Origin of the sequence: Streptomyces sp. SID8352 (genome assembly GCF_009862265.1) — a bacterium.
Lineage (GTDB): Bacteria > Actinomycetota > Actinomycetes > Streptomycetales > Streptomycetaceae > Streptomyces.
The window spans coordinates 45073-70435 of record NZ_WWGX01000093.1; the positions used below are offsets into that span (position 1 = coordinate 45073).

Below are 25363 nucleotides of genomic sequence, written 5' to 3' on the forward strand. Positions count from 1 at the left end.
ATGGCCCGGCGGCGGGCAAGGGCCGTCGTCACCGCCGCCGGGCCGGTCTGGTCGCGGGATCAGCAGGCGCCGAGGTCCTGCCAGACACCCCATTCACCGGTGGTGCCGGGCTTCTCGCCCTTCGTCCACCACTTGGCCTTCCAGTTGTGGCCGTCCTGGGAGACCGTGCTGCCGCTGCCGTACTCGGTGGCCGTGTTCCACGCCGGGTTGGTGCAGCTTCCGCCGCCCGTGTTGCCGCCCGTGCCGCCGCTCTCGGTCGGGTCGGGCGTCGGGGTCGTGCCCGGCTCCACCGTGGTGGTGCCGCGGGCCAGGTCGCCGGCCAGGGCGTAGGACTTGCCGCCGAAGGTGACCGTCCAGTTCGACGGCGTGGACACCGGCAGGTAGTACACGAAGTCGACGGTGGTGGAGGCGCCCGGGGCGAGCGACTGCCAGGCCGGCAGCTTCAGCGAGACGCGGTGGTAGTCGCCCTTCAGGCCGCCCACGTTGCCGTCGGTGTGGTCGCTGCGGACCACGGAGGTGCCCCAGCCGGACTGGTCCTTGGCGTTGCCGGGCGCGGAGGTGGCGTAGTCGAACTGGAACTCCGTGCCGCCGGGCAGCGTGGTCCTGGTGTTGTTGGTGATCTTGAGCTTCGGGCCGATCGGGTAGTTGGAGTCGCCGAGCGGGAACTGCCCGAACTCCACGTCCACGTTCAGCGCCTCGGTCGGCAGGGTGGTCGTGGCGCGCTTGGCGCCGTACGGGGTGGCCGACTTGAAGGTCTGGTACATGGTGTCGGTCAGCGTCGTGCCCGGACCGTACTGGCCCTTGGACGTGTTCCAGGCGTAGTCGCCCGCCAGCTCCCAGATCATCGTGCCGCCGATGCCGCGGTCGACCACGTAGTCGGCCTTGGCCTTCACCGACTGCTCGTCCTCCGTGGAGAGGAAGACCTTCTTCTCGGCGTTCCACAGCCACGGCGCGACCAGGGTCGAGCTGTAGTTGCGGGCGTAGGTGCCGGTCAGCGCGGTGTTCGCCGGGAAGCCGTAGTCGGTGACGTAGTCGCCGACGATGCCCTTCTCCAGGTTCTTGGCGTGCCACATCGGGTTGGAGCCCGCCGGGGACTCCTTGCCGTTGTCGTCCAGGTCGTGCCAGAGGTTGTCGATGCCGACGGCGCCGTCACCGCACTTGGTCAGGCCGGAACCGGCCGGGCAGGTCGTCGCGGCGGCCTTGCCCCAGAGGCCGTTGGTGCCGCCGGTGACGTTCTTGAAGCCGCGCGTGTAGTACGGCAGGCCGATGTTGATGCGCCCGGAGGGCATCGAACCGCGGAAGTAGTGGTACGCCCAGTCGGTGTTGAGGTAGCCAATGCCGCCGTACTGCGAGGTGGTGTACACGCCCGCGCCGGCCAGCTCCGAGTCCTTGCCGTCGTCGAACAGCGAGGCGTTCGGGCCGACGTGCTCGTTCCAGGCGCCGTGGAGGTCGTACGACATGATGTTGACGTAGTCCAGGTACTTCTGGACCTGGAAGGTCTCCATGCCGCGCAGCAGGTAGCCGGAGGACGGGGCGGCGACGGAGAGGAGGTAGTGCTTGCCGTCGGCGGCGCCCGCGCGGTCGAGCTTCTCGCGCAGCGTCTTCATGAGCACCGCGTAGCCCTTGACCAGACCGGCCCGGCGAGCGTTGGCGAAGGACCAGTCGAGCGGGTTGCCCGTGTCCTTCATCGAGGTCGGGTACTCGTAGTCGATGTCGACGCCGCTGAAGCCGTACTTGCGGATGAAGTCGACCGACGAGTTGGCGAAGGTCTCGATGCCGGCCGTGTTGACCGAGCCGTCGGCGTTGGTGGCCATCGAGTAGAAGCCGCCGGAGTTCACCCGGGAGCCGTCGTCGGCGAAGTAGCCGCCGGTCTCGGCCCAACCGCCCACCGAGATCATGGTCTTGACGTTCGGGTGCTGCTTCTTGAACTTGGTGAGCTGGTTGAAGTGACCCTTGTAGGGGAGCTGCGGGTCCATCTCCGCGCCGCTGACGCCCGGCCAGGTCATGCCCGTCGCGGGGTTGTCGGGACCGTCGCCGCCCACGGAGAGCTTGTTGGAGCCGTCGACGTGGGCGAAGGCGTAGTTGATGTGGGTGATCTTGTCCCACGGGATGTCGGAGGCGAGGTAGGCGGGCTTCCCGTCCTTGCCGGTGCGCCATCCGGTGAAGTAGCCGATCACACGGCGGGGATGGTCGGCGCCCATCTTCTCGCGGCCGTCGGCGTCGTAGACCGAGCAGTAGGGGACGTCGACGCCGGGCGTCTGGTAGAGCCCGTCGGGGCGACAGGAGGTCTGGTCGGCGGCCTGGGAGGTCGCGGGGAGGCCGGCGAGGAGCAGTCCGGCGACGGCGGCGGCTCCGGCGAACAGCGCAGGTCCCGCGCGGTGGCGGGATCTTGAGGGCGAGGGGGAAGGCACAGGTGGTTCCTCTCCACGGAAGTTGGCCAGACAGTAGAGAGGACTAGACCAGTGAGTCAATAGGTATGGACCAATATCAAGGCTGCGTGAACATGGGGGAGTTGAGGGCGATACGGCATGAATGGGACGCCTCCTCGTTCCGGCGCGGCCCCTCCGGTCGCGTTCTGTGAGCCAGCCCACACGGTGCGCCCGCATGGACGCCCCGCGGTCGTGGCACACTGGCCCTACCAGAAGCAGCGCACTCCGGGGTCGGTGAAAGTCCGAACCGGCGGTTACAGTCCGCGACCCGGTCGCCTCCAGCGACCGGTTGACCAGGTGAAATTCCTGGACCGACGGTTAAAGTCCGGATGGGAGGCAGTGCGCGGCGGGCGAGCACTCGTGCGCGCCGCCGACCAGTGGGACGTCCTTCGCGGGCGGCCCCTCTCCGGCGTCGCCCCCGGTGTCCTCCCGCGGTTCCTGCCCTCTCGGGCGGCCCCGGAGTCCGTGCCCCACGAGGCAGGAGGACCCGGGAAGTGTTCACCGGAATCGTCGAAGAGCTGGGCGAGATCACCGCCGTCGAGAACCTCGGCGACGCCTGTCGCTTCCGACTGCGCGGCCCCGTCGCCACCGAGGACGCCGCCCACGGCGACTCCATCGCCGTCAACGGGGTGTGCCTCACCGTCGTCGACCACGAGGGCGACGAGTTCACCGCCGACGTGATGGCCGAGACCCTGAACCGCTCCAGCCTGGGCGCCCTCGCCGTGGGCTCCCGCGTCAACCTGGAGCGACCCACCGCCGTCGGCGCCCGGCTCGGCGGTCACATCGTCCAGGGCCACGTGGACGGCACCGGAGAGATCCTCGCCCGCGAACCCTCGGAGCACTGGGAGGTGGTGCGGATCTCCCTGCCCGCCGGCCTCTCCCGCTACGTCGTCGAGAAAGGCTCCATCACCGTCGACGGCATCAGCCTCACGGTCGTCGAGGCGGGCCCCGACTTCTTCACCGTCAGCCTCATCCCCACCACCCTCGCCCTGACCACGCTCGGCCTCAAGCAGCCCGGCGCCCCGGTCAACCTGGAGGTGGACGTCATCGCCAAGTACGTCGAGCGGCTGCTCGGCGCCGGGCCCGCCGGACAGGGGGATCCCCGGTGAACTGGCTGAACTCCGAGGCGTTCGCCCTCCTCGGCCAGCGCATCATGTGGTCGGACATGATCGGCAACGTCATCGGGCTGCTCGGCCTCGCCCTCGGCTGGCGGCGCTCCATCTGGACCTGGCCCGCCCAGTTCCTCTCCGGCCTGATCCTCTTCACCGCCTTCGCCACCGCCCACCTCTCCGGCAGCGCCGGCAAGCAGATCGTCGTCATGGCCGTCGCCGCCTGGGGCTTCGCGCAGTGGAGCCGCGGTCGCCGGGGCGGGGACGGCTCCATCGACGTCCGCTTCGCCACCTGGCGCGAGCGCGGCGCCCTGCTCGGCCTCGCCGCTGCCGGCACCCTCGCGGTCGGCGGCCTGTTCACCGCCTTCCCGACCCTGTCCTGGGACCCCTGGCCGGACGCCTACATCTTCGTCGGCACCGTCGTCGCCATGTACGCCCAGGCCCGCGGCATGGTCGAGTTCTGGTTCGCCTGGCTCCTCGTCGACCTCGTCGGCGTCCCGCTGAACTTCGCCAACGGCTTCGCCTTCTCCGGCTTCGTCTACGTCCTCTACGGCGCGCTCGTCCTCTGGGGCCTGCGCGACTGGTGGCTGCGCTCCCGCGCCGCGACCCGCCCCGCCCCGGAAGGAGCGCCCGCATGACCATCGCACCCCTCCTCGGCACCGCCGACGGCCTCGGCCGGCTCGACCGGCTCGACGACCCCGACGGCCTCACCCTGGACCCGGTCGCCCGGGCCATCGACGACATCGCCGCCGGACGCCCCGTCGTGGTCGTCGACGACGAGGACCGGGAGAACGAGGGCGACCTCGTGATCGCCGCCGAGAAGGCGACCGAGGAGATCGTCGCCTTCATGATGAGCGAGTGCCGCGGCCTGATCTGCGCCCCCATGGAGGGCGCGGAGCTGGACCGGCTGCGCCTGCCGCAGATGGTCGACGACAACACCGAGTCGATGAAGACCGCCTTCACCGTCTCCGTCGACGCCACCGCCGCCCACGGCGTCACCACCGGCATCTCCGCCGCCGACCGCGCCACCACCCTCCGCCTCCTCGCGGGCGGCGCCGCCGGGCCCTCCGACCTCGTCCGGCCCGGCCACGTCTTCCCGCTGCGCGCCCGCCCCGGCGGTGTCCTCGTCCGCGACGGCCACACCGAGGCCGCCGTCGACCTCGCCCGCCTCGCCGGACTGCGCCCCGCCGGGGCCATCGTCGAGATCGCCGGCGAGGACGGGCGCATGCTGCGGCTGCCCGAGCTGATCCCCTTCGCCCGCAAGCACGGCCTGACGATCATCTCCATCGAGGCCCTGATCGCCCACCGCCGCGCCACCGAGCCCGCCCCCCGCGAGGAGGACGGCCCCGCCCCCCTCGACGCGCCCGCGCCCGTCGTCCACCGGGAGGCCGAGGTCCGTCTGCCCACCCGCCGCGGCGACTTCACCGCCTACGGCTACCGGGCCGCCGCCGACGGCGCCGAGCACGTCGCCCTCGTCCACGGCGACCTCGGTGACGGCGAGGACGTCCTGGTCCGCCTCCACTCCGAGTGCCTCACCGGCGACGTCTTCGGCTCCCGGCGCTGCGACTGCGGACCCCAGCTCGACGCCGCCCTCGACCGCGTCCGGGACGAGGGCCGGGGCGTCGTCGTCTATCTGCGCGGCCACGAGGGGCGCGGCATCGGCCTGCTCTCCAAGCTGCGCGCCTACGAGCTCCAGGAGCGCGGACGGGACACCCTCGACGCCAACCTCGAACTCGGCCTGCCCGCCGACGCCCGCGACTACGGCGCCGGGGCCCGTGTCCTCGCGGACCTCGGGGTGCGCACCGTACGGCTGATGACCAACAACCCCGACAAGACCGACGCCCTCCTGCGGCACGGCATCCCGGTCACCGGCCGGGAGCCCATGCCCGTCCGGGCGGGCGAGCACAACCTCCGCTACCTGCGCACCAAGCGGGACCGGATGGGGCACGACCTGCCCTGGCTGGACACGGTCGCCGTGTCCGGCCTCGGCGACCAGTAGCAGCGGTTCAGGCACGGCAACCAAGGAGACATGGTGAGCGGGAACGGCGCACCGGAACTGTCCGTACACGACGCGGGGGACCTCAGGGTCGCCGTCGTCGCGGCGCAGTGGCACGACCGGGTGATGGACGGACTGGTGGACGGCGCCCTGCGCGCCCTGCGCGACCTCGGCATCGACGAGCCGACCGTGCTGCGGGTCCCCGGCAGCTTCGAGCTCCCGGTGGTGGCCAAGGTCCTCGCGGGCCGGGGCTACGACGCGGTCGTCGCCCTCGGCGTCGTCATCCGCGGCGGCACCCCGCACTTCGACTACGTCTGCCAGGGAGTGACCCAGGGCCTCGTCCAGGTCTCCGTCGAGACCGGTGTCCCCATCGGCTTCGGGGTGCTCACCTGCGACACCGAGGAGCAGGCCCTGGACCGGGCGGGTCTGCCGGGCTCCAACGAGGACAAGGGACACGAGGCGGTGACCGCGGCGGTCGCCACCGCGGCCACGCTCCGCTCAGTATCCGAACCGTGGCGCCAGCCCGGCCGGCACTACGCGTAAAGTGGGCGCCACCATGTCCAAGAAGACGTTCGAGGAGCTGTTCACCGAGCTCCAGCACAAGGCCGCGCACGGCGATCCCGCCACCTCCCGAACCGCCGAACTGGTGGACAAGGGCGTCCATGCCATCGGCAAGAAGGTCGTCGAGGAGGCCGCCGAGGTCTGGATGGCCGCCGAGTACGAGGGCAAGGAGGCGGCGGCCGAGGAGATCTCCCAACTGCTGTACCACATCCAGGTGATGATGGTCGCCCGCGGGATCTCCCTGGACGACGTATACGCCCATCTGTGAAGTCCGACTGAGCCCGACCGCCCCTCCCGCACCCCACCACGCAAAGGAAGCCGACCTCATGCTGCGCATCGCCGTCCCCAACAAGGGTTCCCTCTCCGGCCCTGCGGCGGACATGCTGCATGAGGCCGGCTACCAGCAGCGCCGCGAGTCCAAGGAGCTGCGGATCGTCGACCCGGTGAACGAGGTGGAGTTCTTCTACCTCCGCCCCCGCGACATCGCGATCTACGTCTCCTCCGGCCGGCTCGACATCGGCATCACCGGCCGCGACCTGCTGGTCGACTCGGGCGCCCACGCGGAGGAGATCCTCCCGCTCGGCTTCGCCCGCTCGACCTTCCGCTTCGCCGCCAAGCCGGGCACCGCCGCCGGCGACGAGGACCTCAAGGGCCGCACCGTCGCCACCTCCTACGAGGGCATCGTCGCCCGCCACCTCACCGACCGGGGCATCGACGCCTCCGTCGTCCACCTCGACGGCGCCGTCGAGACCGCCATCGAGCTGGGGGTCGCGGAGGTCATCGCGGACGTCGTCGAGACCGGCACCTCGCTGCGCAACGCGGGCCTGGAGGTCTTCGGCGAGCCGATCATGAAGTCCGAGGCCGTCGTCATCCGCCGCGCGGGCGCGGCCTCCGACGAGTCCGCCGAGCCCAAGGTGCAGCAGTTCCTGCGGCGCCTCCAGGGCGTCCTGGTCGCCCGGACCTACGTGATGATGGACTACGACTGCCGGGTCGAGCAGCTGGAGAAGGCCGTCGCCCTCACCCCCGGCCTGGAGTCCCCGACCGTCTCCCCGCTGCACAACGAGGGCTGGGTCGCCGTCCGCGCCATGGTCCCGGCCAAGGAGGCCCAGCGGATCATGGACGACCTCTACGACATCGGCGCGAGGGCCATCCTGACCACGGCCATCCACGCCTGCCGCCTCTGAGCACCACCCGGAGCACCACCATGCCCGACAGCACCCCGGACACCGCACCGGCCCTGCCCGCCCTGCCCGTCACCTTCCAGCCGGGCCGCACCCGTGCCGTCCTGCTCGGTGCCGCCGTCGCCGTCCTCCTGACCATCACGGCGGTCGCCGTGCTGCTGCCGGGGCTCAGCACGGGGGAGCGGCTCAGCTTCGTGGTGACGGCCCTGCTCCTCGACTGGGTCCTGTGGGTGCTGGCCCGGCCCAAGGTCGTCGCGGAGGAGTCCGGCGTCACCGTCGTCAACCTGATGAGCCGCCGTCGCCTGGAATGGGCGGAGATCGTCCAGGTCACCCTTCGCGCCGGCGACCCGTGGGTGTTCCTCAACCTCAGCGACGGCACCAGCCTGCCCGCGCTGGGCATCCAGCCGGGCATCGCCCGGGAGCGCGCCCTCGCTGACGCGCGGGCCCTGCGGGCCCTGGTCGAGAGCCGCAGCGCGGCCGACCCGGGCCCGTCCCGAGGCTGACCCGGACCCTCCCGAGGCTGACCCGGACCCTCCCGGGACTGGGCCCGCCTGGGTCCGGGACGACCCGGAACCCGGGACGACCCGGGACCGGCACGGTGCCGGGAGCCACCTGGCCCCGGGGCGCCCCGGAATCGCGGGGCCCACGCCTGTCCGGGGCCGGGCCCGGGGACGAGATCCGCACGGACCGGAACCAGGAACCAGGAGCCGGGAGCGCGCCTGGCCGGACCGGTCTGGCGCGGGGCCTTCCCCGGACCGGGGTGCACCCTCACCCTGTGCCGGGGCCCACCGCACCCGGCTCGGACGGGGCCGCCGGGCCCCCTCGGGCCGAGCCGCCCCAAGGCATTCGGCCGCCCCGCTCCTCCTGGCGCCCCGCGACTCCGTCCTTCCCGCGCCCTCCGGCCGCCCGACGGACCCGCCGCCCTCCGCACCACCGGTCGCTCAACCTGCTCGGACCGCCTCGTGACCCAGCGGCTCCACGGCCCCGGTCCCACCGGCGCGGTTCCCGCGCCCTCCGGTCCTGGCCCGTCCGCGTGCCGTGCCCCGGTGGTGTCGGGACGGGCGCCGGCACACGGGGCGGGCCGGAACCGCGCCCGCATCCGCACCGCGGGATCCGCGGGGCCGGAGCCTGCGCGGATCCCGTAGGGGGTGTGTCCGGGTCCCTGCCCGGGACGCCCAAGGGCCCCCGTCCGGGACATCCAGGAGGCTGTGCCCGGGCCCGGCCCCCATCCGCGCCCGCCGGAGGCCCCCGGTGCGTCCCGTCGGGAGGCCCCGTCGCCGGGACGGCCGTGTCCCGGACGGCCGGGGTCCGGTCAGGGGCGGGTCCCGTTGCCCCGGGGACGGCCCTCTGCCGCCGCCGAGGACCGCCGAGGACCGCATAGGGGCCCGGCAGGGGCCGGCCCGGGGTGAATCAGGGCCGGATCGGGGGCATCCACCCTGCCGCGGGCACCCTTTTCGTGATTAATCTGGGAACGGAGCCGCGGCCGTCGCGGCTCCGCCCCCGTCGCTCCGCCCGGACCACGGGGGTTCCAGCTATCCGAGGAGTGACCCCCTCCGGCGATGGACGGACCGTCCTGTAGTACCTGCGCCGCCCCCTCCCGACACCGCACGGAACGCATCCGTGCGCTCCGCGACCGTGCGGAGGCGGCGGCATCATGACCACCCCCCTGCTGCTCCTGGCAGCCGCGCTCCTGCTCATCCTCGCCAACGGCTTCTTCGTCGCGGCCGAGTTCGGCCTCGTCACGGTCGAGCGCCCGGAGGCCGAGCGGGCCGCCGCCGACGGGGACCGCCGCGCCCGCCGGGTCGTGGCGTCGCTGAGGGAGCTGTCCTTCCAGCTCTCCGGCACCCAGCTCGGCATCACCCTCACCTCGCTCGTCGTCGGCATGCTCGCGGAACCGGCCCTCGCCCGTCTCCTGCGGGGCCCGTTCACCGCGCTCGGCATACCCCGCGCGGCCGTGCCCGGCGTCGGCGTCGTCGTCGGGATGCTGCTGGCCTCCGCCGTCCAGATGGTGATCGGCGAGCTGGTCCCCAAGAACTGGGCGGTCTCCCGGCCCCTCCAGGTGGCCCGTTTCGTCGCCGGTCCGCAGAACGCCTTCGCCCGGCTGTTCCGCCCGGTCATCGCCGGGCTCAACACGGTCGCCAACCGGCTGGTGCGCCTGCTAGGCATCGAGCCCGCCGACGAACTGGCCTCCGCCCGCACCCCCGGCGAACTGGTCTCCCTGGCCCGTCACTCGGCCCGGGCCGGAGCCCTGGAGCAGGACACCGCCGACCTCTTCGTGCGCACCCTCTCGCTCGGCGGACTGACCGCCCAGCACGTCATGACCCCCCGCGTGCGGGTCAGCGCCCTGCAGACCTCCGCCACCGCCGAGGACGTGGTCAACCTGACCCGCGCCACCGGACTGTCCCGCTTCCCCGTCTACCGGGAGCGGATCGACGAGATCACCGGCATGGTGCACCTCAAGGACGCCCTCGCCGTCCCCGCCCGCCACCGGCTGCGGACCACCGTCGGCGGCATCGCCCGCCCGCCCCTGCTCGTCCCCCGGACCCTCCCGGTACGGCCCCTGCTCACCAGGCTGCGCAGCGAGCAGCCCATCGCGGTCGTCGTCGACGAGTACGGCGGCACCGCCGGGGTCGTCACCCTGGAGGACATCGTCGAGGAGATCGTCGGCGAGGTGCGCGACGAGCACGACGGGCTGGACGCCCCAGAGCTGGCCGCCGCGCCCCCGGAGGACGGCCGCCCCGCCTGGGACGCCGACGGGAGCTGCCGCGTCGACGCCCTGCGCCGCATCGGCCTCGCCGCCCCCGACGGGCCGTACGAGACGGTCGCCGGCCTGGTCGCGGACCTGCTGGGACGCATCCCCGCCGTCGGGGACCGGGCGGAGCTGCCCGGCTGGCGGCTCTCCGTGCGCCGGGTCGGCCACTACCGGGCCGAGTGCGTCCGGCTGGTGCGCACGGTGCCGGTTCCCGCCCTGGAGGCCGCCCGGTGAGCGTCCTCCAACTCCTCTTCGCCGCCCTGCTGGTGCTCGCCAACGGCTTCTTCGTGGGCGCCGAGTTCGCGCTGGTCTCCGTGCGGCGCAGCCAGATCGAGCCGCTCGGGACCGCCCGGTCCCGGCAGGTGCTCCACGGGCTGGAGCGGCTGCCGCAGATGATGGCCGCGGCCCAGTTCGGCATCACCGTGTGCTCGCTGACGCTCGGCGCGGTGGCCGAACCCACCGTCGCCCGGCTGCTGGAGCCGGTCTTCGAGTGGATCATGCTGCCGCACGGGATGATCCACCCCCTCGGCTATGTGATCGCCCTGGCCGTCGTGGTCTTCTTCCACCTCGTCATCGGCGAGATGGTCCCGAAGAACCTCGCGATGGCCGCGCCCGAGCGCACCGCGCTCTGGCTCGCGCCCGGTCTGGTGGCCTTCGCCCGCCTGTGCCGGCCGGTCACCCTGGCCCTCGGCGCCTGCGCCCGGGCCATCCTGCGGATCTTCCGGGTCGAGCCCAAGGACGAGGTCGAGGCCGTCTTCACCAGCGAGCAGCTCAACCGGCTGGTGGAGGACGCGGGACAGGCCGGACTCCTCGACCCCGAGGAGCAGGAGCGGCTGGAGGACGCCCTGGAGCTGGGCTCCCGCCCGGTCACCGACGTCCTGCTGGACCGCGCGTCCCTGGTGACGGTCGCGCCCTCGGCCACCGCGGGCGAGATCGTCGGGCTCACCGCCCGCACCGGGTACTCCCGCTTCCCGGTGGCCGCGGGGGAGGGCGCCTTCCTGGGCTATCTCCATGTCAAGGACGTGCTGGACCTGGAGGACTCCGGCCGGGCGGTGCCGCAGCACCTCTGGCGGCCCATGACGACGCTCCGCCCCGAACTGCCCCTCGACGACGCCCTCACCGTGATGCGCCGCGCCGCGACCCATCTCGCCCAGGTGGCCGACCCCTCCGGCCGGGTCCTGGGCCTGGTCGCCCTGGAGGACGTCCTCGAACTCCTGGTGGGCGAGGTCCGCGACCCCGCCCACCGCGGGGTGAGCCTGAACGGCCCACGGCCGAGCGGGGAGCCGGAGGAGGTCCCCGCCTGATCCGGCCGGCCGCGCCCCCGCCCCGCCCGTCGGGACGGGGGGCGCGGTGCCCGGGGTCAGGGGCCCGTCAGGTCCTGCGGCCCCCGGCCCGACAGGACCTCCCCGTACGCCTGCATCAGATCGGGCAGCCGCAGCGTCGCCAGATCGCCCCGGGTCAGCTCACCGGTGTACCCGGACAGCCGGAGGTCCCGGTAGGCGCAGCTCTTCTCGTACAGGGTCCGCAGGAACCGCCCGTTGCCCAGCTCGTCGATCCACCCCTGATCCACCACGTGCCCGGCGATCGACCGCAGTTCGTCGAGCGCCTCCTCGTCCCAGGTGTCCCCGTTGCCGCCCGCCAGCACCTCGCCGATCGCGGTCAGTTCCAGCGGCCGGTACGAGGGGAAGTCGACGCGGCTGGTGAAGCGCGAGGACAGCCCGGGGTTGGCGGACAGCAGCCGGTCCATGCCCTCCGGGTAGCCGGCCAGGATCACCACCAGATGGTCCCGGTTGTCCTCCGCCCGCTTCAGCAGCACCTGGAGCGCCTCGTCCCCGTACGCGTCGCCCTTGCCGTAGCCGGAGTTGGACAGGGAGTACGCCTCGTCGACGAAGAGCACGCCGCCCAGCGCCGAGTCGATCAGCTCGTTGGCCTTCACCGCGGTCTGCCCGAGGTACTCGCCGACCAGATCGGCCCGCTGCGCCTCCACGAGGTGGTCGCCGCCGAGCAGACCGAGGGCGTAGAAGACCTTGCCCAGGATGCGGGCCACGGTGGTCTTCCCGGTGCCGGAGGGGCCGGAGAAGACGAAGTGCCGCTTGGGCGGCTGGACCGGAAGGCCCTGCCCGGCCCGCAGCCGCGCCATGTTCAACTGCGCGGAGAGCGCCTTGACCTGGCGCTTCACCGGCTCCAGCCCGACCATGCGCTCCAGTTGGGCGAGGGCGTCCTCCAGCAGAGCGGGATCGGTCGGGCCGGTGGGCAGCGCCGGATCGGGGCCGTCGTCCTTGGCGCGCACCGGCGGCCCGGCGGGCGGGGCCGCGGGCACGGGGGAGGGGCCGGTGCCGGAGAGCTTCAGATCGCGCTCCTCGGTGCCGAAGAGCGGGTCGAGCCCGTCCAACCCGTCGAGGTCGCCCCCGAGGGAGGCCCCCATGGCCCCGAACTCGTCGCCCTCGTCGTAGCCGTCGCCCTCGGCGATGGCCGCCAGCCGGGCCGAGGTGTCCATGAACGCGGGGTCGACCCGGTGCACGGCCCGGTAGAGCGGCAGCGCGGCGGCACTGCGGCCGGTGCCCTCGTGGGCGCGGGCCAGCCAGTAGCGCAGCTCCTTGCGCTGCGGCTGCTCGCTGCGGCACCGCATCAGGGCCGCGGCCAGGCGCGGTTCGGCCTGGCCGAACATCTCCAGCCGGACCCGGGCCATCCCGCCGAACAGGCCCGCCTCGATGCCCAGCAGCGGATCGCCGAGCAGGGGATCGGTGTGCCGGACCAGCTCCTCCCAGTCCTTGACGAGATAGGAGCGGCAGGCGTGCAGGAACCGGACCTGCGGATCGGTGTCCACCGGCGGGAGCCCGGCCAGGGCCCGGTCCAGCTCGGGGACATGGCGGCCGTCCAGCCAGTGGGAGGCGTGCGCCAGCAGCAGGTCGCGGGGGCTCTCCAGCACCGGCTGCACCCACCAGCCGAGCCAGTACCAGGAGTTGAGGGAGCGGCGGTGCCGGGTGCGCTGTTCGCCGAAGCGGTCCCGGTGCTGGTACATCCTCAGCAGGGCGGTGCTGGTGTCGACGCGCAGCGCGTGCAGGCCCAGCCAGCCGTCGGCCATCGCCGGGTCGATGCGCACGGCGGCCCTGAACTCCTCCTCCGCCTGCGGATAGGCACCCATCGTGTACGCGTCCACGCCGCGCAACCAGGCGAGTTCGGCCGGGGCCTGCTGTGCCCGTGGGCCGTGCGTGCCGAAATCCATCGCGTCCCCCACGAACCGTGCCCCCGTCGGTGTGCCGCCGGGACCCGGTCCGCCACCCGCCCCGGCTCATCAACAGCGTTGAGGCGGACCGGAGTTGCCAGGTGCCCATGGCCGCCGTCCACGGGTGGCACCGAGGGCATCGTACCTGCGGCGGGGGATCCCCCGAAGGGCGTCGGGGCATGCCGGACGGCGGCTCGGGAGGGGGAGGGCGACCGGCGTGACGGTCACGGAGAGTGAGAAAAATCCCGCGGGCGGCGGCTCCGCGGAGTGTTCCGGACAGAACGAAGCCCCCGATCACGGGGGAACAACCGGGGGCTTCGTGTCCTGAGGTGCCCGCTGAGGGGCGTATTGAGAACGTAAGACCTGTACGCCCCCCGGGTCAAGCGAAGTTGCGGGCCTCAGGAAAGTTGTTGTGTCCCGACCTTCACAAAGTCACCACATCATGGGTGGAGTGTCACTCCCGGTGATCGGTGGCCGTTGTTTCCCCTGTTCCGCCGGGCCCCGGCAGCACCTCGTACCCCGGTCCGCTCTGCCGCACCAGAAGGTGTGCGTGGGGGCGCGAGGGGTCCTCCGCGAAGTGCCGGCGCTCCGCCGGGACCCAGCCGTCCCAGAACTCCCGCTGCTCCGCCCCGTCGCGCGCCCGGCCGCGCGCCCACGCCCGGTCGGGCGCCAACTCCATCCACAGCAGGCGCGCCAGGTGCGGGCGCAGCGCCCGTCGGCCCGCGCCGACGCCCTCGACGAGGATCACCGGCGCGGGCGGCAGCGCGCGCGGCGGGCCGGGACGCCGGGCCCACCAGTCGTAGGGGGCGTAGTGCGCGACCTCGCCGCGGCCGAGCGGGTCCAGCACCTCGGCCCGCATCCGTCCGGTCCAGTCGAACAGCTCGTCGTGCCGGGCCATGTCGTCGAGGTGGAGCACCGGCGCCCCGCCCAGTTCCGCGGCCAGCCGTCCGGCGAAGGTGGACTTGCCGGACCCGGCGTGCCCGTCGACGCCGATGAGGCGGACGGGGCCGCAGGACGGAGGGAGGCGGCGGAGCAGGGCGGCGAGCTGGTGGATGGCGGGTTCCCGGCGGTACGGAGGGGCGGATGCGGTCCGCCCGCACTTTAACCGGCACGCTTGGCCGACCGCCGACCGCCGACCGCCGACCGCCGACCGCCGACCGCCGACCGCCGACCGCCGACCGCCGACCGCCGACCGCCGCGGTGCCGAGCGCCGCGGTGCCGAGGGTGCGGCCTGCCGTCGGCCGCCCGCTCCATGGGGAACCGTCCCCCGTTCCGTACCAGGGGTGCGCCCACCGGGCACGGGGTGTCGCTGTCGGCGTCGGCTCCCCGGGCGGAGCAGGGGCGTTCCCGACCGGTCGTGCGTGGTCCGTCGAGCTCGGTCGCAGCCTCGGGGTCCTGTGCCCGGCTCGCCGCACAAGGCTTCGCCGGGGAGCCGGGGAGCCGGGGACCCCGGGGGTCTGGGCATCCCGGGAGTTCCGGGGGCCGGACCGGGTGTCGGCCCCGCGCCGACTCCCGGCGGACACGGGGCGGCGGCCGGCCGCCGCCCCGGAACTCCCACCCCCTCGCCCACCCGTGTCACCGGCGTCTTCGCCGTCCCCCTTCCGGCCGCGCATCGCCACCGGTCGACACCAATGTTCCTCGCGTGGCGGGCGCGCGGGTGCTGGTGGCGGGGCCGACCCGCGGTCATAGTGGGCGCACAGCCCGTGCAATGGACCAGCCCCGAACCGGACCACCTGGGGGTCTTCCGCCCATGAGCAGAGCAGAACCGCCCTCCCGCCGGACCGTCCTGGCCGCCGCCGTCGCCGCGGCCGTGGCGGGCGGCGCCGCACAGGCCGCCGCCCACGCCGCCCCCGGCACCGCCCCGGGACCCGGACCAGTCCCCGGTGCCGGGCCCGCCCCGGGACCCGGAGCCGGGGGAGGTGCCCCCGCACCGGCCCGCCCGGTCGAGTACCACGGATGGACCACCGTGCCCGACTGGCGCTCCGGCACCGCCGAGGGGGTCCGCACCGTCGCCGGTGCCCGGCCCGGCATCGCGATCGGCACCCCCGCGGGCACCACCGAGTACACCGACCCCCACACCGGCACCACCGCGGCCTGGGAGTACGCCACCTGGACCTCGCCCCTCCACCGGCTCACCGTCCCCGCGACCGAGGTGATCGCCTCCTGGAACGCCGACACCCCGTCCGGCACCTGGATCCAGGTCGAGCTGCGCGGCACCTACTCCGACGGCACCGGGACCCCCTGGTTCGTGATGGGCCGCTGGGCGTCGGGCGACGGGGACGTCCGGCGCACCTCCGTGGACGACCAGGGCGACGGCCGGGGCAGCGTGTGGACCGACACCTTCGCCCTCGACGACGCCTCCGGCGGACTGCGGCTGGCCTCCTACCGGCTCAGGGCCACGCTGTACCGCCGCCCAGGCAGCCGTGCCACCCCGGCCGTGCGCCGGATCGGCGCGATGGGCTCCGACGTCCCCGACCGCTTCACCGTCCCCGCCTCCGCGCCGGGCCACGCCGGGGAACTCCGCGTCCCGCGCTACTCGCAGGAGATCCACGCCGGCCAGTACCCCGAGTACGACAACGGCGGCGAGGCGTGGTGCAGCCCCACCTCCTCGCAAATGATCATCGAGTACTGGGGCGGTGGGCCGACCGAGGAGGAACTGGCCTGGGTCGACCCCTCGTACGCCGATCCGCAGGTCTGCCACGCGGCCCGGTACACCTACGACCACCAGTACGCGGGCTGCGGCAACTGGCCGTTCAACGCCGCCTACGCCGCCACCTTCCCCGGCCTCCAGAGCGTCGTCACCCGCCTCGGCTCGCTCACCGACGTGGAGACGCTGATCGCGGCCGGCGTCCCGGTCATCACCTCCCAGTCCTTCCTGAAGGAGGAACTGACCGGCGCCGGGTACGGGACCGCGGGCCATCTGATGACGGTGATCGGCTTCACCCCCGGGGGCGACGTCATCGCCAACGACCCCGCCTCCCCGGACAACGCCTCCGTGCGCCGGGTCTACCGGCGCCGGGAGTGGGAGAACATCTGGCTGCGGACCAAGCGGTACAACGCCGCCGGGAAGGTCGTCTCCGGCACCGGCGGCGTCTGCTACCTCTACTTCCCCGTCCGTCCGACCCCGCGCCAGCGCGAGGCGCTCGCCGCCGTGGGTGTGAGCTGACCGGTGCCGCGCACGGGGCACGGCCCCGGCGGGGGCACCGCCGGGGCCGTCCCCTGTGAGCAACCTCTCCGCCGCGCGGGCCGCGCGCGGTGGCATGGTGGACTGCGTCCCCGGGGGGATCCGCCGCACCACGAGACCAGCGAGCAGCCATGACCGCACACGCAACCGCCACCGCCTCCGCCGCCGCCCGCCCCCGCACCGGCGGCCCCCGGGACGACGACGGCCCGCGCCTCGCCGAGCACGTCCTCGGCTGGACCCTCGTCGTGGTCGTCGCGATGCTCGTGGTCCGGCTCGGCCTGCTCTGAGACCTCGCTGGGCATCCCGGTGCCCCGTGGCCCCGGCCTATGGCTCCGGCACCCCTGCCCTGGCGCCCCTGGACCCTGCCCCGGGCTCCGGCACCCGCCGGGCATTCCGTGCCCCGGGCCCCGGTACCGGGCGGCCGCACGGCGCCGGGCGCTCGTACCCCACGTGCGGAACCCTCCGTCGTCCCGGTCCCGGCCGCGCTCCCGCCGGTACGCCCCCCGACGACCGCCCGGCCGCCGCGCTACTTCCCCGGGCCCCGCGCCCACCCCGCCCGGTCCGCCCCGCCCGGCGCGGCTTCGACCGGTCCGGTACGCCCCGCCCGGCGCGGCTCCGGCATTCTGCCGCGCGCCCCGGGGATCCCGCCGCGCGCCGACCCCGCCCCGCCCGTGACCCGGCGTCCGGGCTTCCGCCGTCCGCCCGCGAACCGGTTGCCACCACCCGGCGAACGTCCGGCGTCCGCCGTCCGGACCCCCGCACCCCGCCGCTCTCCACGAGGAGCCACCGGGGTCACCCCGTGCGCGCCCCGCGCGCCACCGCCCCGCCCCGGCGGCCGGCCGCCCGTCGGCCGAGGCGAGCGCCGGGGCCCGCGCCCCCGCCCTCGGCCGGACACCCGGGCCCGCACCCGCCCGCGCGGTCCGTCGGTGGATTTCTTGAAGTAAGCGGTCGTTAACTGGTGACTCCCCGCCTCCCATCGGGCATACTCACAGCGCACAGCCGCTGGTCAGCAGCTTCCGCGACCCGGGAGTGCGAGCATCGGCCAGGCAGTCCGAAGACCCGGCGGAACCGCCTCCACCCAAGGCGTACGACCGCCCAGGTGCCCGACAGGGAGGAGAGCGTCGCCATGTCCGACCGCGCCCCGCAGCCGGTGGCCCGGCAACTGCCCACGGACGAGGCGAGGGAGCTGATCTCCCTCGTCCGCGAGATCGCCCAGCGCGAGATCGCCCCGAGCGCCGCCGAGGAGGAGGACGTCGGGCGCTTCCCGCGCGAGGTCTTCACCCTGCTCTCCGGCTCCGGCCTGCTCGGCCTGCCCTACGACGACGAGTACGGCGGCGGGGAGCAGCCGTACGAGGTCTACCTCCAGGTCCTGGAGGAACTGGCCGCCGTCCGGCTCACCGTCGGCCTCGGCGTCAGCGTGCACACCCTCGCGGCCTACGCGCTCGCCGCCTACGGCACCAAGGAGCAGTGCGCCGAGCACCTGCCCGCGATGCTGGGCGGCGGACTCCTGGGCGCCTACTGCCTCTCCGAGCCGGCCTCCGGTTCCGACGCCGCCTCCCTGCGGACCAGGGCTGTGCGCGACGGCGGCGACTGGGTGCTCGACGGGACCAAGGCCTGGATCACCCACGGCGGCATCGCGGACTTCTACACCGTCATGGCGCGCACCGGCCAGGAGGGCCCGCGCGGCGTCACCGCCTTCCTGGTCCCGGGCGACGCCGAGGGGCTGAGCGCCGCCGCCCCCGAGAGGAAGATGGGGCTCAAGGGCTCGCCCACCGCGCAGATCCACCTGGACGGCGTGCGCGTGTCCGACGCCCGGCGCCTCGGCGAGGAGGGCCAGGGCTTCACCATCGCCCTGTCCGCGCTCGACTCCGGGCGGCTCGGCATCGCGGCCTGCGCGATCGGTGTGGCCCAGGCGGCGCTGGACACCGCGCTCTCCTACGCGGGGGAGCGGCGCCAGTTCGGCCGCCCGATCGCCGACTTCCAGGGCCTGCGCTTCATGCTGGCCGACATGGCGACCCGGATCGAGGCGGGCCGTGCCCTCTACCTCTCGGCGGCGCGGCTGCGCGACGCCGGACTGCCGTTCTCCAAGCAGGCGGCCATGGCCAAGCTGCACTGCACCGACACGGTGATGCGGGTGACCACCGACGCCGTGCAGGTCCTCGGCGGATACGGCTACACGGCGGACTTCCCCGCCGAGCGGTACCTGCGCGAGGCCAAGGTCCTGCAGATCGTCGAGGGCACCAACCAGATCCAGCGCATGGTCATCGGCCGCCACCTCCTGGGGCCCGAGGAGCGCTGACCCGCCGGCACCCCCCGGGGGCCGTGGGAGCTGCCGGGAGCCCGGCCCGCCCCACGCCCCGTCCGGGGAGCCGTGCGGCGTTCACCCCGCGGTCGTACGGTCCGGCGCCCTCCGGGGCGGTCGCGGGCCGGGCGCGGCGGTCGGGCGCGCCCGCCGCGCGGAACGTCGGTCATTCCGGGGGTCCCGGACCGGACCCGTCGGGCACGCCGCCCGGAGGGCGGGGAACCGGCCACCGGCCCGCGATCCGCGGCACGCCGTCGTGTGTGCCGCCGCACCGGCCGATGACGGGAAACAGGCGGGGAAATGGACGGCGAAACGGACCGTCAGGCGGCCTCGTGCCGCATCATCGGCACGCGCATCGGGCGCGATCCCGGGCCGCCGACGTGGGAGAAGGGCTGCGTCCGCCAGTCGAGGCTCTGGGGGAGGGTCAGCAGCAGCGCGGTGTCCTGTTCCTGGGGCCGGGACTTCTCGTCCGCCGGGCGGGCGTCGGCGGCGCGGCGGCCGGTGCCGGGGCAGACCGTGAGGCCGAACGGGTTCCACGGCGAGGCGCACAGCGCGTGCTCCGGCAGCACCTCCTCGTCCGCCAGCAGGGCGATGGGCTGCGCGCAGTCCGGGCAGACCACCCGGAACATCTCGAAGGTGTCGTAGGCGCCGAGTTCCTCGTCGTCGTAGGCGTCGGGTTCGACGCCCTCCGGAACGGACTCGGCGGCCGGCTGCTGGCGCTTGGGCACGGAGCGACCAGGGCGCTTAAGACTCTGCATGGGATTCTCCCCCTCGGGCTGGGCCGTGAAGGCGACTGCGGCCTCGACCACACCAAGCACTTCCCGTCCCCCCGCGCGGGTAATCACGAGAGCATCACGGAGACGTCCCGGAGAGTGTGGTGTTCGTCACACAGTGCTCGCGGGAGCCCCGTGCGGCTGAATTTGTCCCCCCTGGAACACCGGACGGCGTCCGCCACATCACGAACCGGCCATGACCCGCCGCTCCGAGGTACCCCCGGAGATCAAGTGCACTGTAGGTTCTGCGCATGGAGGAGCTGGACCGACAGATCGTGGAGCTGCTCGTCAAGGACGGGCGGATGAGCTACACAGACCTGGGCAAGGCCACGGGGCTGTCCACGTCGGCCGTGCACCAGCGGGTGCGGCGGCTGGAGCAGCGCGGCGTCATCCGCGGCTACGCGGCGGTCGTGGACGCCGAGGCGGTGGGGCTGCCGATGACCGCGTTCATCTCCGTGAAGCCGTTCGACCCCAGCGCCCCCGACGACATCGCCGAGCGGCTCGCCGGGGTCCCCGAGATCGAGGCGTGCCACAGCGTGGCCGGCGACGAGAACTACATCCTCAAGGTGCGCGTCGCCACCCCCCACGAGCTGGAGGAACTCCTCGCGCGGCTGCGTTCGCTCGCCGGCGTCTCCACCCGCACCACCGTGGTGCTCTCCACCCCCTACGAGGCCCGGCCGCCCCGGATCTGACCCCGGCCCGGCCGCCCGGTGGGGGCTCCCGGCACCCCGCGCGGCCCTGGGTGCGGCGCGGGCCGCCCGAGGGGCGAGACTGGGGGCATGAGCGAGCCATCCACCGCGTCCACCACCACCGTCCTGCTGCGCCGGGGCGAGGTGCACAGTCCCGCCGACCCCTTCGCCACCGCCATGGTCGTCGAGCGCGGCCGGGTCGCCTGGGTCGGCTCCGAAGGGGCCGCCGACGCCTTCGCGGACGGCGTGGACGAGGTGGTCGACCTGGGGGGCGCCCTCGTCACCCCGGCGTTCACCGACGCACACGTGCACACCACGGCCACCGGCCTCGCCCTGACCGGCCTGGACCTGTCCGGAGCCGCCTCCCGCGAGGCCGCCCTGGCCCTCGTCCGCGACTTCGCCGCCGCCCGTCCCGGCGACCGCGTCCTGCTGGGCCACGGCTGGGACACCGCCCACTGGACCGACGGCCGGCCCCCGTCCCGCGCCGAACTGGACGCGGCCACCGGCGGCCGCCCTCTCTACCTGAGCCGCATCGACGTCCACTCGGCGGTCGTCACCACCGCCCTGCTCGACCTGGTCCCCGGCTCGCCCCGCCCCGCCGACGCCCCCCTCACCGGCGACGACCACCACGCCGCGCGCGCCACCGCCCTCGGTGCCATCACCCCCGCCCAGCGCGCCGGGGCCCAGCGCGCCGCCCTCGCCCACGCCGCCTCCCTGGGCATCGGAACCGTTCACGAATGCGCAGGCCCGGAGATCTCCTCCGAGGACGACCTGACCTCGCTGCTGCGCCTGGCGGCCGGGTCGCGGGGGACGCGCGTGGTCGGCTACTGGGCCGAGCGGAACGTCGAGCGGGCGCGGGAGCTGGGCGCGGCCGGCGCCGCCGGGGACCTCTTCGTGGACGGCTCCCTCGGCTCCCACACCGCCTGCCTCCACCACCCCTACGCCGACGCCCCGCACACCGGCACCGCCCACCTGGACACCGCCGACGTCACCGACCACGTCGTCGCCTGCACCGAGGCCGGGATCCAGGCGGGCTTCCACGCCATCGGCGACGCCGCCGTGACCACCGTCGTCGAGGGCGTCCGCGCCGCCGCCGAGAAGGTCGGCCTCGCCCGCGTCCGGGCCGCCCGGCACCGTGTCGAGCACGCCGAGATGCTCACCCCCGAGACCGTCGCCGCCTTCGCCGAACTCGGTCTTACCGCCTCCGTCCAGCCCGCCTTCGACGCCCTGTGGGGCGGCGACGAGGGCATGTACGCCCAGCGCCTCGGCGTCGACCGGGCCCGCACCCTCAACCCGTACGCCGCCCTGCTCCGGGCCGGTGTGCCGCTCGCCTTCGGCTCCGACAGCCCGGTCACCCCCCTCGACCCCTGGGGCACCGTCCGGGCCGCCGCCTTCCACCGGACCCCGGAGCACCGCGTCTCGGTGCGCGCGGCGTTCACCGCGCACACCCGGGGCGGCTGGCGGGCCGTCGGCCGCGACGACGCGGGCGCCCTGGTGCCGGGCGCACCCGCCGACTACGCCGTCTGGCGCGCCGGCGAGCTGGTCGTCCAGGCCCCCGACGACCGGGTCGCCCGCTGGTCGACCGACCCGCGCTCCGGCACCCCCGGCCTGCCCGACCTGCGTCCCGGCGGCGCGCTCCCGGTCTGCCTGCGCACCGCGGTGGGCGGCCGGACGGTGTACGTACGGCCGGGCGAGTGATCTCCGCCGCCGGGGCCGCGACGGCCCCCGGCCGCGCCACACCCGGAGATCCCCGGGCCTGACCAGGGGCTTGCCGTGAACGCCCCGGGGGACGCGGATGTTGACAGGCAGCGGCGGGTGGCGGGTAGGTTCGGCCGGGTCCACCACCGGACGCCCGACCGGGGAAACCTCCGCGCACTCGCCGCGGCGCCGCTGCGTCAGGGACGGTGCCCCGCACGGGAGCACCTCCACTGGGAGCCAGGCTCAGCGCCCGCGCCGCGGCAGGGGAACGTTCCGGCCGGTCGGGAGGTGCGACCCGGGTGGGGCCCGGACGCTCAGTAGACAACGGCTTTCGGCCGACCCGCAGCCAGCGGATCCCGGGCCGGCCCGAAGGGCGCCGGGCTCCCATCCGCAGTGACACCGCCGTAAACGCGCATCCATACCGCGGTTTGCGCCGTACGACACCGCCGTACCGATGTGCCGTCACGTCGCCGCAGGCCGCGGCCATTATGGTGGTGCCCTGCGTACGGACGAGAAGGGGCAGCGGTGAACGACGGCGACGGGGCGCTCGCGACAGCGGGCCGGGGGAGGCGGTTCGGTCCCCTGGGCACGACCCTGGTGATCATCCCGACCTACAACGAGGCGGAGAACATCCAGGCGATCGTCGGGCGGGTGCGCGAGGCGGTTCCCGAGGCGCACGTGCTCGTGGCCGACGACAACAGCCCCGACGGCACCGGCAAGCTCGCCGACGAGCTGGCGGCCGGGGACGAGCACGTCCGGGTACTGCACCGCAAGGGCAAGGAGGGCCTGGGCGCCGCCTATCTGGCGGGCTTCCGCTGGGGCCTGGAGAACGGCTACGGAGTCCTCGTCGAGATGGACGCCGACGGCTCCCACCAGCCCGAGGAACTGCCCCGGCTGCTCACCGCCCTCAAGGGGGCCGACCTGGTGCTCGGCTCCCGCTGGGTGCCCGGCGGCCGGGTGGTGAACTGGCCCAGGTCCCGCGAGTTCATCTCCCGGGGCGGCAGCATGTACTCCCGCCTCGCCCTGGACCTGCCGCTGCGCGACATCACCGGCGGCTACCGGGCCTTCCGGCGCGAGACGCTGGAGGGGCTCGGCCTGGACGAGGTCGCCTCCCAGGGCTACTGCTTCCAGGTCGACCTGGCGCGCCGGGCGATCAAGGCCGGATACCACGTCGTGGAGGTGCCCATCACCTTCGTGGAACGCGAGCTGGGCGACTCCAAGATGAGCCGCGACATCCTCGTGGAGGCCCTCTGGCGGGTCACCACCTGGGGCGTGGGGGAGCGGGTCGGCAAGGTGCTGGGCCGCGACCGCGCCCCGCAGGCGGCGGTCCCCCGGCCGCTGACCCCGGGACCGGCCGAGGGGACGGGCGCGGCCTCCTCCGCCGGCCCGGCGCCCGAGGGGGCCGCGACCGTGCGGCCAGCGGGGGACGTCGTGGCCGACATCCCGGGCGGCGTGACGGCAGGGCCCGCGGGCCCGGACGGGACGGCGACCGGGGTCGATGCCGCCGGGGCCCCGGACGAGACCGCGCCCGCCGCGGAGGCCGGGACGCCCGCGGGAGCCCCCGGCACAGCTCCTGAAAGCACCGCCGCCGACAGCACCGCCCCTGACGGCACCGCCGCCGACGGCACCGCCGCCAGGACGGGCACGGCCGACGGGGCCGGCACCCCTTCCGGAACCCCCGAGGACACCCCGGCAGCCCCGGACGGGACCCCGTCCCGGGAGGAGTCGCGGGTCCCGGAGACATGGGCGGAGCCGGGCGGGGAGGAGGACCCGGCGGCCTCCGGAAACCCCGCCGCCGGGGGCGCCCCGGCACCGGACGGGAACCGGAGCGCGGACGGGGCGGGGGATTCCGCCCCGGACCCCAAGTCCTGATCACCCTCTTGCCCCGGACCGGGCCGGGCCCAGGCACACTGGGGGTATGACGACTGGCGCTCAGCCCCCCAGGTCCCCCGCCCGGTCCCCGCGCTCCCGGGCGCGGACCTTCGTGCCGCTGGGCATCGCCGCCTGGATCGTGCTGGAGATCTGGCTGCTGACCGTGGTCGCCGGGGCGACAAGCGGCTTCGTCGTCCTGCTGATCCTGCTGGCCGGGGTGGTGTCCGGCGCCGCCGTCGTGAAGGCGGCCGGCCGCCGGGCCTTCCGGAACCTCACGGAGACCGTGCGGAGGCAGCAGCAGGGCGGCGCGGAGGAAGCCCCTCCCAACAGCGAGGGCAACGGCCTGATGATGCTGGGCGGTCTGCTCCTCGTCCTGCCCGGACTGCTCTCCGACGCCCTTGGCCTGCTGCTCCTGCTGCCCCCGGTGCAGAAGGCCGTGAGCCGTACCGCGCAGCGCACTGTGGAGCGCAGGCTCCGCGAGGCCCCTCCCGGAACCCTCGGGGACGCCTTCCGCCAGGCCCGGATGCACCGTCCGGACGGCAAGGTGGTCCAGGGCGAGGTCATCCACGACGACGACCACCGGCCGGACAACCCTCAGGGCCCGCGCCCGCCGCTCACCCGCTGACGCCGGGGCGTCCGCACCGGGGAGGGCGCACCTGCCCTTCCGGGTGCGAGCGGGCGCGGCGCCTCGCCCCCGACTGTGTGTGCCCCCCCTCGCCCCGTGTGTGTCTCCCGGCCCGTGCGTGCCCCTCGCACCGGCTCCCCCGTGCCGCGCGGTCGGCGCCCTCGCGTCCGCCCCCGCCCCGGCCCTACCGTCCCGCACCGCGCGGTATCGGCCCGGCGGCACCGCGCCGCCGTACCGGCGGGAGGCGGCACCCGGGCGGTGGAGCCGCCACCGCGCCCGGCTCTCCGCGCCCAGTGCCCGTCGCGCCCCGTATCCGCCATCTGCCGCGCCCGCCCCGGACACAGCACGACGACCGGGGGCGCCGTACAGGATGTGTACGGCGCCCCCGGTCGTCGGTGCGCGCTCGTTGCCGCGCCGGTGACCCCCGGGGGTCAGGCGCTCTTGCGGCTGTCTCGCGGATGGACCGCGATGTTCATCGCTCCGGACCGCAGAACGGCGAGCCGCTCCTCCAGGACCTCTTCGAGCTCCTCACGGGTCCGCCGCTCCATCAGCATGTCCCAGTGCGTACGCGCCGGCTTGGCCTTCTTCTCCTCCGGACCGTCGCCGTCCACGAGAAGAGCCTGGGCCCCGCAGACCTTGCACTCCCACTCCGGCGGAATCTCCGCCTCGACCGAGAAGGGCATCTCGAAACGATGCCCCTTCTCGCATGCGTACTCCACGGCCTGGCGCGGGGCCAGGTCGATGCCGCGGTCCGTCTCGTAGCTGGTCACCACGAGGCGCGTGCCGCGAAGAGCTCGCTCACTCATGAATCGTGCCTCCCGGGCTTGTCGCCCACAGGACAGGTGTCGCTGTCGTCGTCATCCGGTCAACGTCCGGGCGGCGGTAAAGATTCCCGTCCCGACTCCCCGTTCCGGGCCATGCGTCGCCGTCGCAGTCGCAGCCTTGTCAACCAGTGCAGTACCCGCC

20 protein-coding genes, 1 pseudogene and 1 riboswitch are annotated in these 25363 nt (G+C 74.3%); of the genes and pseudogenes, 16 read left to right on the forward strand and 5 right to left on the reverse strand.

The annotated features are described in order from the left end of the window. Positions 1-59 precede the first annotated feature (59 nt). Positions 60-2363 carry a glycosyl hydrolase family 18 protein gene (locus GTY84_RS27875; protein ID WP_202551911.1) on the reverse strand — a complete coding sequence of 768 codons (2304 nt, stop codon included), beginning with the start codon at positions 2361-2363 and terminating at the stop codon, positions 60-62. 282 nt (positions 2364-2645) lie between these two features. Further along, a riboswitch (FMN riboswitch) is annotated at positions 2646-2776 on the forward strand. Between the two features lie 147 nt (positions 2777-2923). On the opposite strand from GTY84_RS27875, the gene GTY84_RS27880 reads away from it, so the two are divergent. From GTY84_RS27880 to GTY84_RS27920, 9 genes are all read left to right on the forward strand, one after another. Further along, positions 2924-3538, forward strand: a complete 615-nt coding sequence (locus tag GTY84_RS27880) for a riboflavin synthase (protein WP_161229173.1) — start codon at positions 2924-2926, stop codon at positions 3536-3538. Further along, a complete protein-coding gene (locus GTY84_RS27885) occupies positions 3535-4176 on the forward strand; it encodes a nicotinamide mononucleotide transporter family protein (RefSeq protein ID WP_161229174.1) in 642 nt (213 codons plus the stop codon). Before GTY84_RS27880 ends, GTY84_RS27885 begins: the two co-directional genes overlap by 4 nt. Further along, on the forward strand, positions 4173-5537 hold the full coding sequence (locus tag GTY84_RS27890; RefSeq protein ID WP_161229175.1) for a bifunctional 3,4-dihydroxy-2-butanone-4-phosphate synthase/GTP cyclohydrolase II: 1365 nt from the start codon (positions 4173-4175) through the stop codon (positions 5535-5537). The genes GTY84_RS27885 and GTY84_RS27890 overlap by 4 nt, the downstream gene beginning before the upstream one ends. A 33-nt stretch (positions 5538-5570) precedes the next feature. After that, complete coding sequence (gene ribH / locus GTY84_RS27895) at positions 5571-6077, forward strand: 6,7-dimethyl-8-ribityllumazine synthase (RefSeq protein WP_161229218.1); 507 nt, start codon at positions 5571-5573, stop codon at positions 6075-6077. A gap of 13 nt (positions 6078-6090) precedes the next feature. Further along, entirely contained in the window at positions 6091-6363 is a 273-nt protein-coding gene (locus GTY84_RS27900) for a phosphoribosyl-ATP diphosphatase (protein ID WP_161229176.1), read from the forward strand. A 58-nt stretch (positions 6364-6421) separates the two neighbouring features. Continuing rightward, positions 6422-7279: an ATP phosphoribosyltransferase gene (gene hisG / locus GTY84_RS27905; protein ID WP_161229177.1), complete on the forward strand. Its 858-nt coding sequence runs from the start codon at positions 6422-6424 to the stop codon at positions 7277-7279. 20 nt (positions 7280-7299) lie between these two features. Beyond that, positions 7300-7779, forward strand: a complete 480-nt coding sequence (locus tag GTY84_RS27910) for a PH domain-containing protein (protein ID WP_161229178.1) — start codon at positions 7300-7302, stop codon at positions 7777-7779. 1151 nt (positions 7780-8930) lie between these two features. Next, positions 8931-10262: a hemolysin family protein gene (locus GTY84_RS27915; protein WP_161229179.1), complete on the forward strand. Its 1332-nt coding sequence runs from the start codon at positions 8931-8933 to the stop codon at positions 10260-10262. After that, positions 10259-11332 carry a hemolysin family protein gene (locus GTY84_RS27920; RefSeq protein ID WP_161229180.1) on the forward strand — a complete coding sequence of 358 codons (1074 nt, stop codon included), beginning with the start codon at positions 10259-10261 and terminating at the stop codon, positions 11330-11332. The genes GTY84_RS27915 and GTY84_RS27920 overlap by 4 nt, the downstream gene beginning before the upstream one ends. Before the next feature lie 56 nt (positions 11333-11388). On the opposite strand, the gene GTY84_RS27925 is transcribed toward GTY84_RS27920, so the two are convergent. Together GTY84_RS27925 and GTY84_RS27930 are read right to left on the reverse strand one after the other, a co-directional pair. After that, on the reverse strand, positions 11389-13254 hold the full coding sequence (locus tag GTY84_RS27925; protein WP_161229181.1) for an AAA family ATPase: 1866 nt from the start codon (positions 13252-13254) through the stop codon (positions 11389-11391). A 454-nt stretch (positions 13255-13708) separates the two neighbouring features. Beyond that, entirely contained in the window at positions 13709-14308 is a 600-nt protein-coding gene (locus GTY84_RS27930) for a hypothetical protein (RefSeq protein ID WP_161229219.1), read from the reverse strand. A gap of 696 nt (positions 14309-15004) precedes the next feature. Here GTY84_RS27930 and GTY84_RS27935 point away from each other — a divergent pair. The 3 genes from GTY84_RS27935 (at position 15005) to GTY84_RS27945 (ending at position 18737) form a co-directional block, all read left to right on the forward strand. Further along, positions 15005-16420 carry a peptidase C39 family protein gene (locus GTY84_RS27935; RefSeq protein ID WP_161229182.1) on the forward strand — a complete coding sequence of 472 codons (1416 nt, stop codon included), beginning with the start codon at positions 15005-15007 and terminating at the stop codon, positions 16418-16420. A gap of 149 nt (positions 16421-16569) precedes the next feature. Beyond that, on the forward strand, positions 16570-16725 hold the full coding sequence (locus GTY84_RS27940; protein ID WP_161229183.1) for an SCO1431 family membrane protein: 156 nt from the start codon (positions 16570-16572) through the stop codon (positions 16723-16725). 839 nt (positions 16726-17564) lie between these two features. Next, positions 17565-18737, forward strand: coding sequence for an acyl-CoA dehydrogenase family protein (locus GTY84_RS27945; protein WP_161229220.1), 1173 nt, complete (start codon positions 17565-17567; stop codon positions 18735-18737). Positions 18738-19060: 323 nt separating this feature from the next. Here the strand turns inward: GTY84_RS27945 and GTY84_RS27950 are convergent, their stop codons facing one another. After that, the gene (locus GTY84_RS27950) at positions 19061-19498 is read right to left on the reverse strand and encodes a hypothetical protein (RefSeq protein WP_161229184.1); all 438 of its coding nucleotides are present in this window, start codon (positions 19496-19498) and stop codon (positions 19061-19063) included. Positions 19499-19764: 266 nt separating this feature from the next. On the opposite strand from GTY84_RS27950, the gene GTY84_RS27955 reads away from it, so the two are divergent. From GTY84_RS27955 to fxsA, 4 genes and pseudogenes are all read left to right on the forward strand, one after another. Continuing rightward, positions 19765-20205 (forward strand): Lrp/AsnC family transcriptional regulator, encoded by a 441-nt coding sequence (locus GTY84_RS27955; protein WP_161229185.1) that lies wholly within the window; start codon positions 19765-19767, stop codon positions 20203-20205. 87 nt (positions 20206-20292) lie between these two features. Then, complete coding sequence (locus GTY84_RS27960) at positions 20293-21900, forward strand: amidohydrolase (RefSeq protein ID WP_161229186.1); 1608 nt, start codon at positions 20293-20295, stop codon at positions 21898-21900. A 525-nt stretch (positions 21901-22425) separates the two neighbouring features. Continuing rightward, positions 22426-23208, forward strand: a pseudogene (locus GTY84_RS27965) (polyprenol monophosphomannose synthase); the annotation flags it as partial. Positions 23209-23818: 610 nt separating this feature from the next. Further along, entirely contained in the window at positions 23819-24397 is a 579-nt protein-coding gene (fxsA, locus tag GTY84_RS27970; protein ID WP_161229187.1) for an FxsA family membrane protein, read from the forward strand. Positions 24398-24828: 431 nt separating this feature from the next. Here the strand turns inward: fxsA and GTY84_RS27975 are convergent, their stop codons facing one another. Further along, positions 24829-25203: an RNA polymerase-binding protein RbpA gene (locus GTY84_RS27975; RefSeq protein ID WP_003977404.1), complete on the reverse strand. Its 375-nt coding sequence runs from the start codon at positions 25201-25203 to the stop codon at positions 24829-24831. Positions 25204-25363: the final 160 nt, after the last annotated feature.

Excerpts from the sequence above, each read along its gene's own strand:
- GTY84_RS27950 (WP_161229184.1), bottom strand. The coding sequence starts at position 19,498 with ATGCAGAGTCTTAAGCGCCCTGGTCGCTCCGTGCCCAAGCGCCAGCAG.
- GTY84_RS27915 (WP_161229179.1), top strand. The coding sequence starts at position 8,931 with ATGACCACCCCCCTGCTGCTCCTGGCAGCCGCGCTCCTGCTCATCCTC.
- hisG (WP_161229177.1), top strand. The coding sequence starts at position 6,422 with ATGCTGCGCATCGCCGTCCCCAACAAGGGTTCCCTCTCCGGCCCTGCG.
- GTY84_RS27960 (WP_161229186.1), top strand. The coding sequence starts at position 20,293 with ATGAGCGAGCCATCCACCGCGTCCACCACCACCGTCCTGCTGCGCCGG.
- GTY84_RS27955 (WP_161229185.1), top strand. The coding sequence starts at position 19,765 with ATGGAGGAGCTGGACCGACAGATCGTGGAGCTGCTCGTCAAGGACGGG.
- GTY84_RS27900 (WP_161229176.1), top strand. The coding sequence starts at position 6,091 with ATGTCCAAGAAGACGTTCGAGGAGCTGTTCACCGAGCTCCAGCACAAG.
- GTY84_RS27935 (WP_161229182.1), top strand. The coding sequence starts at position 15,005 with ATGAGCAGAGCAGAACCGCCCTCCCGCCGGACCGTCCTGGCCGCCGCC.
- GTY84_RS27925 (WP_161229181.1), bottom strand. The coding sequence starts at position 13,254 with ATGGATTTCGGCACGCACGGCCCACGGGCACAGCAGGCCCCGGCCGAA.
- GTY84_RS27975 (WP_003977404.1), bottom strand. The coding sequence starts at position 25,203 with ATGAGTGAGCGAGCTCTTCGCGGCACGCGCCTCGTGGTGACCAGCTAC.
- GTY84_RS27945 (WP_161229220.1), top strand. The coding sequence starts at position 17,565 with ATGTCCGACCGCGCCCCGCAGCCGGTGGCCCGGCAACTGCCCACGGAC.
- GTY84_RS27890 (WP_161229175.1), top strand. The coding sequence starts at position 4,173 with ATGACCATCGCACCCCTCCTCGGCACCGCCGACGGCCTCGGCCGGCTC.
- GTY84_RS27940 (WP_161229183.1), top strand. The coding sequence starts at position 16,570 with ATGACCGCACACGCAACCGCCACCGCCTCCGCCGCCGCCCGCCCCCGC.
- GTY84_RS27910 (WP_161229178.1), top strand. The coding sequence starts at position 7,300 with ATGCCCGACAGCACCCCGGACACCGCACCGGCCCTGCCCGCCCTGCCC.
- fxsA (WP_161229187.1), top strand. The coding sequence starts at position 23,819 with ATGACGACTGGCGCTCAGCCCCCCAGGTCCCCCGCCCGGTCCCCGCGC.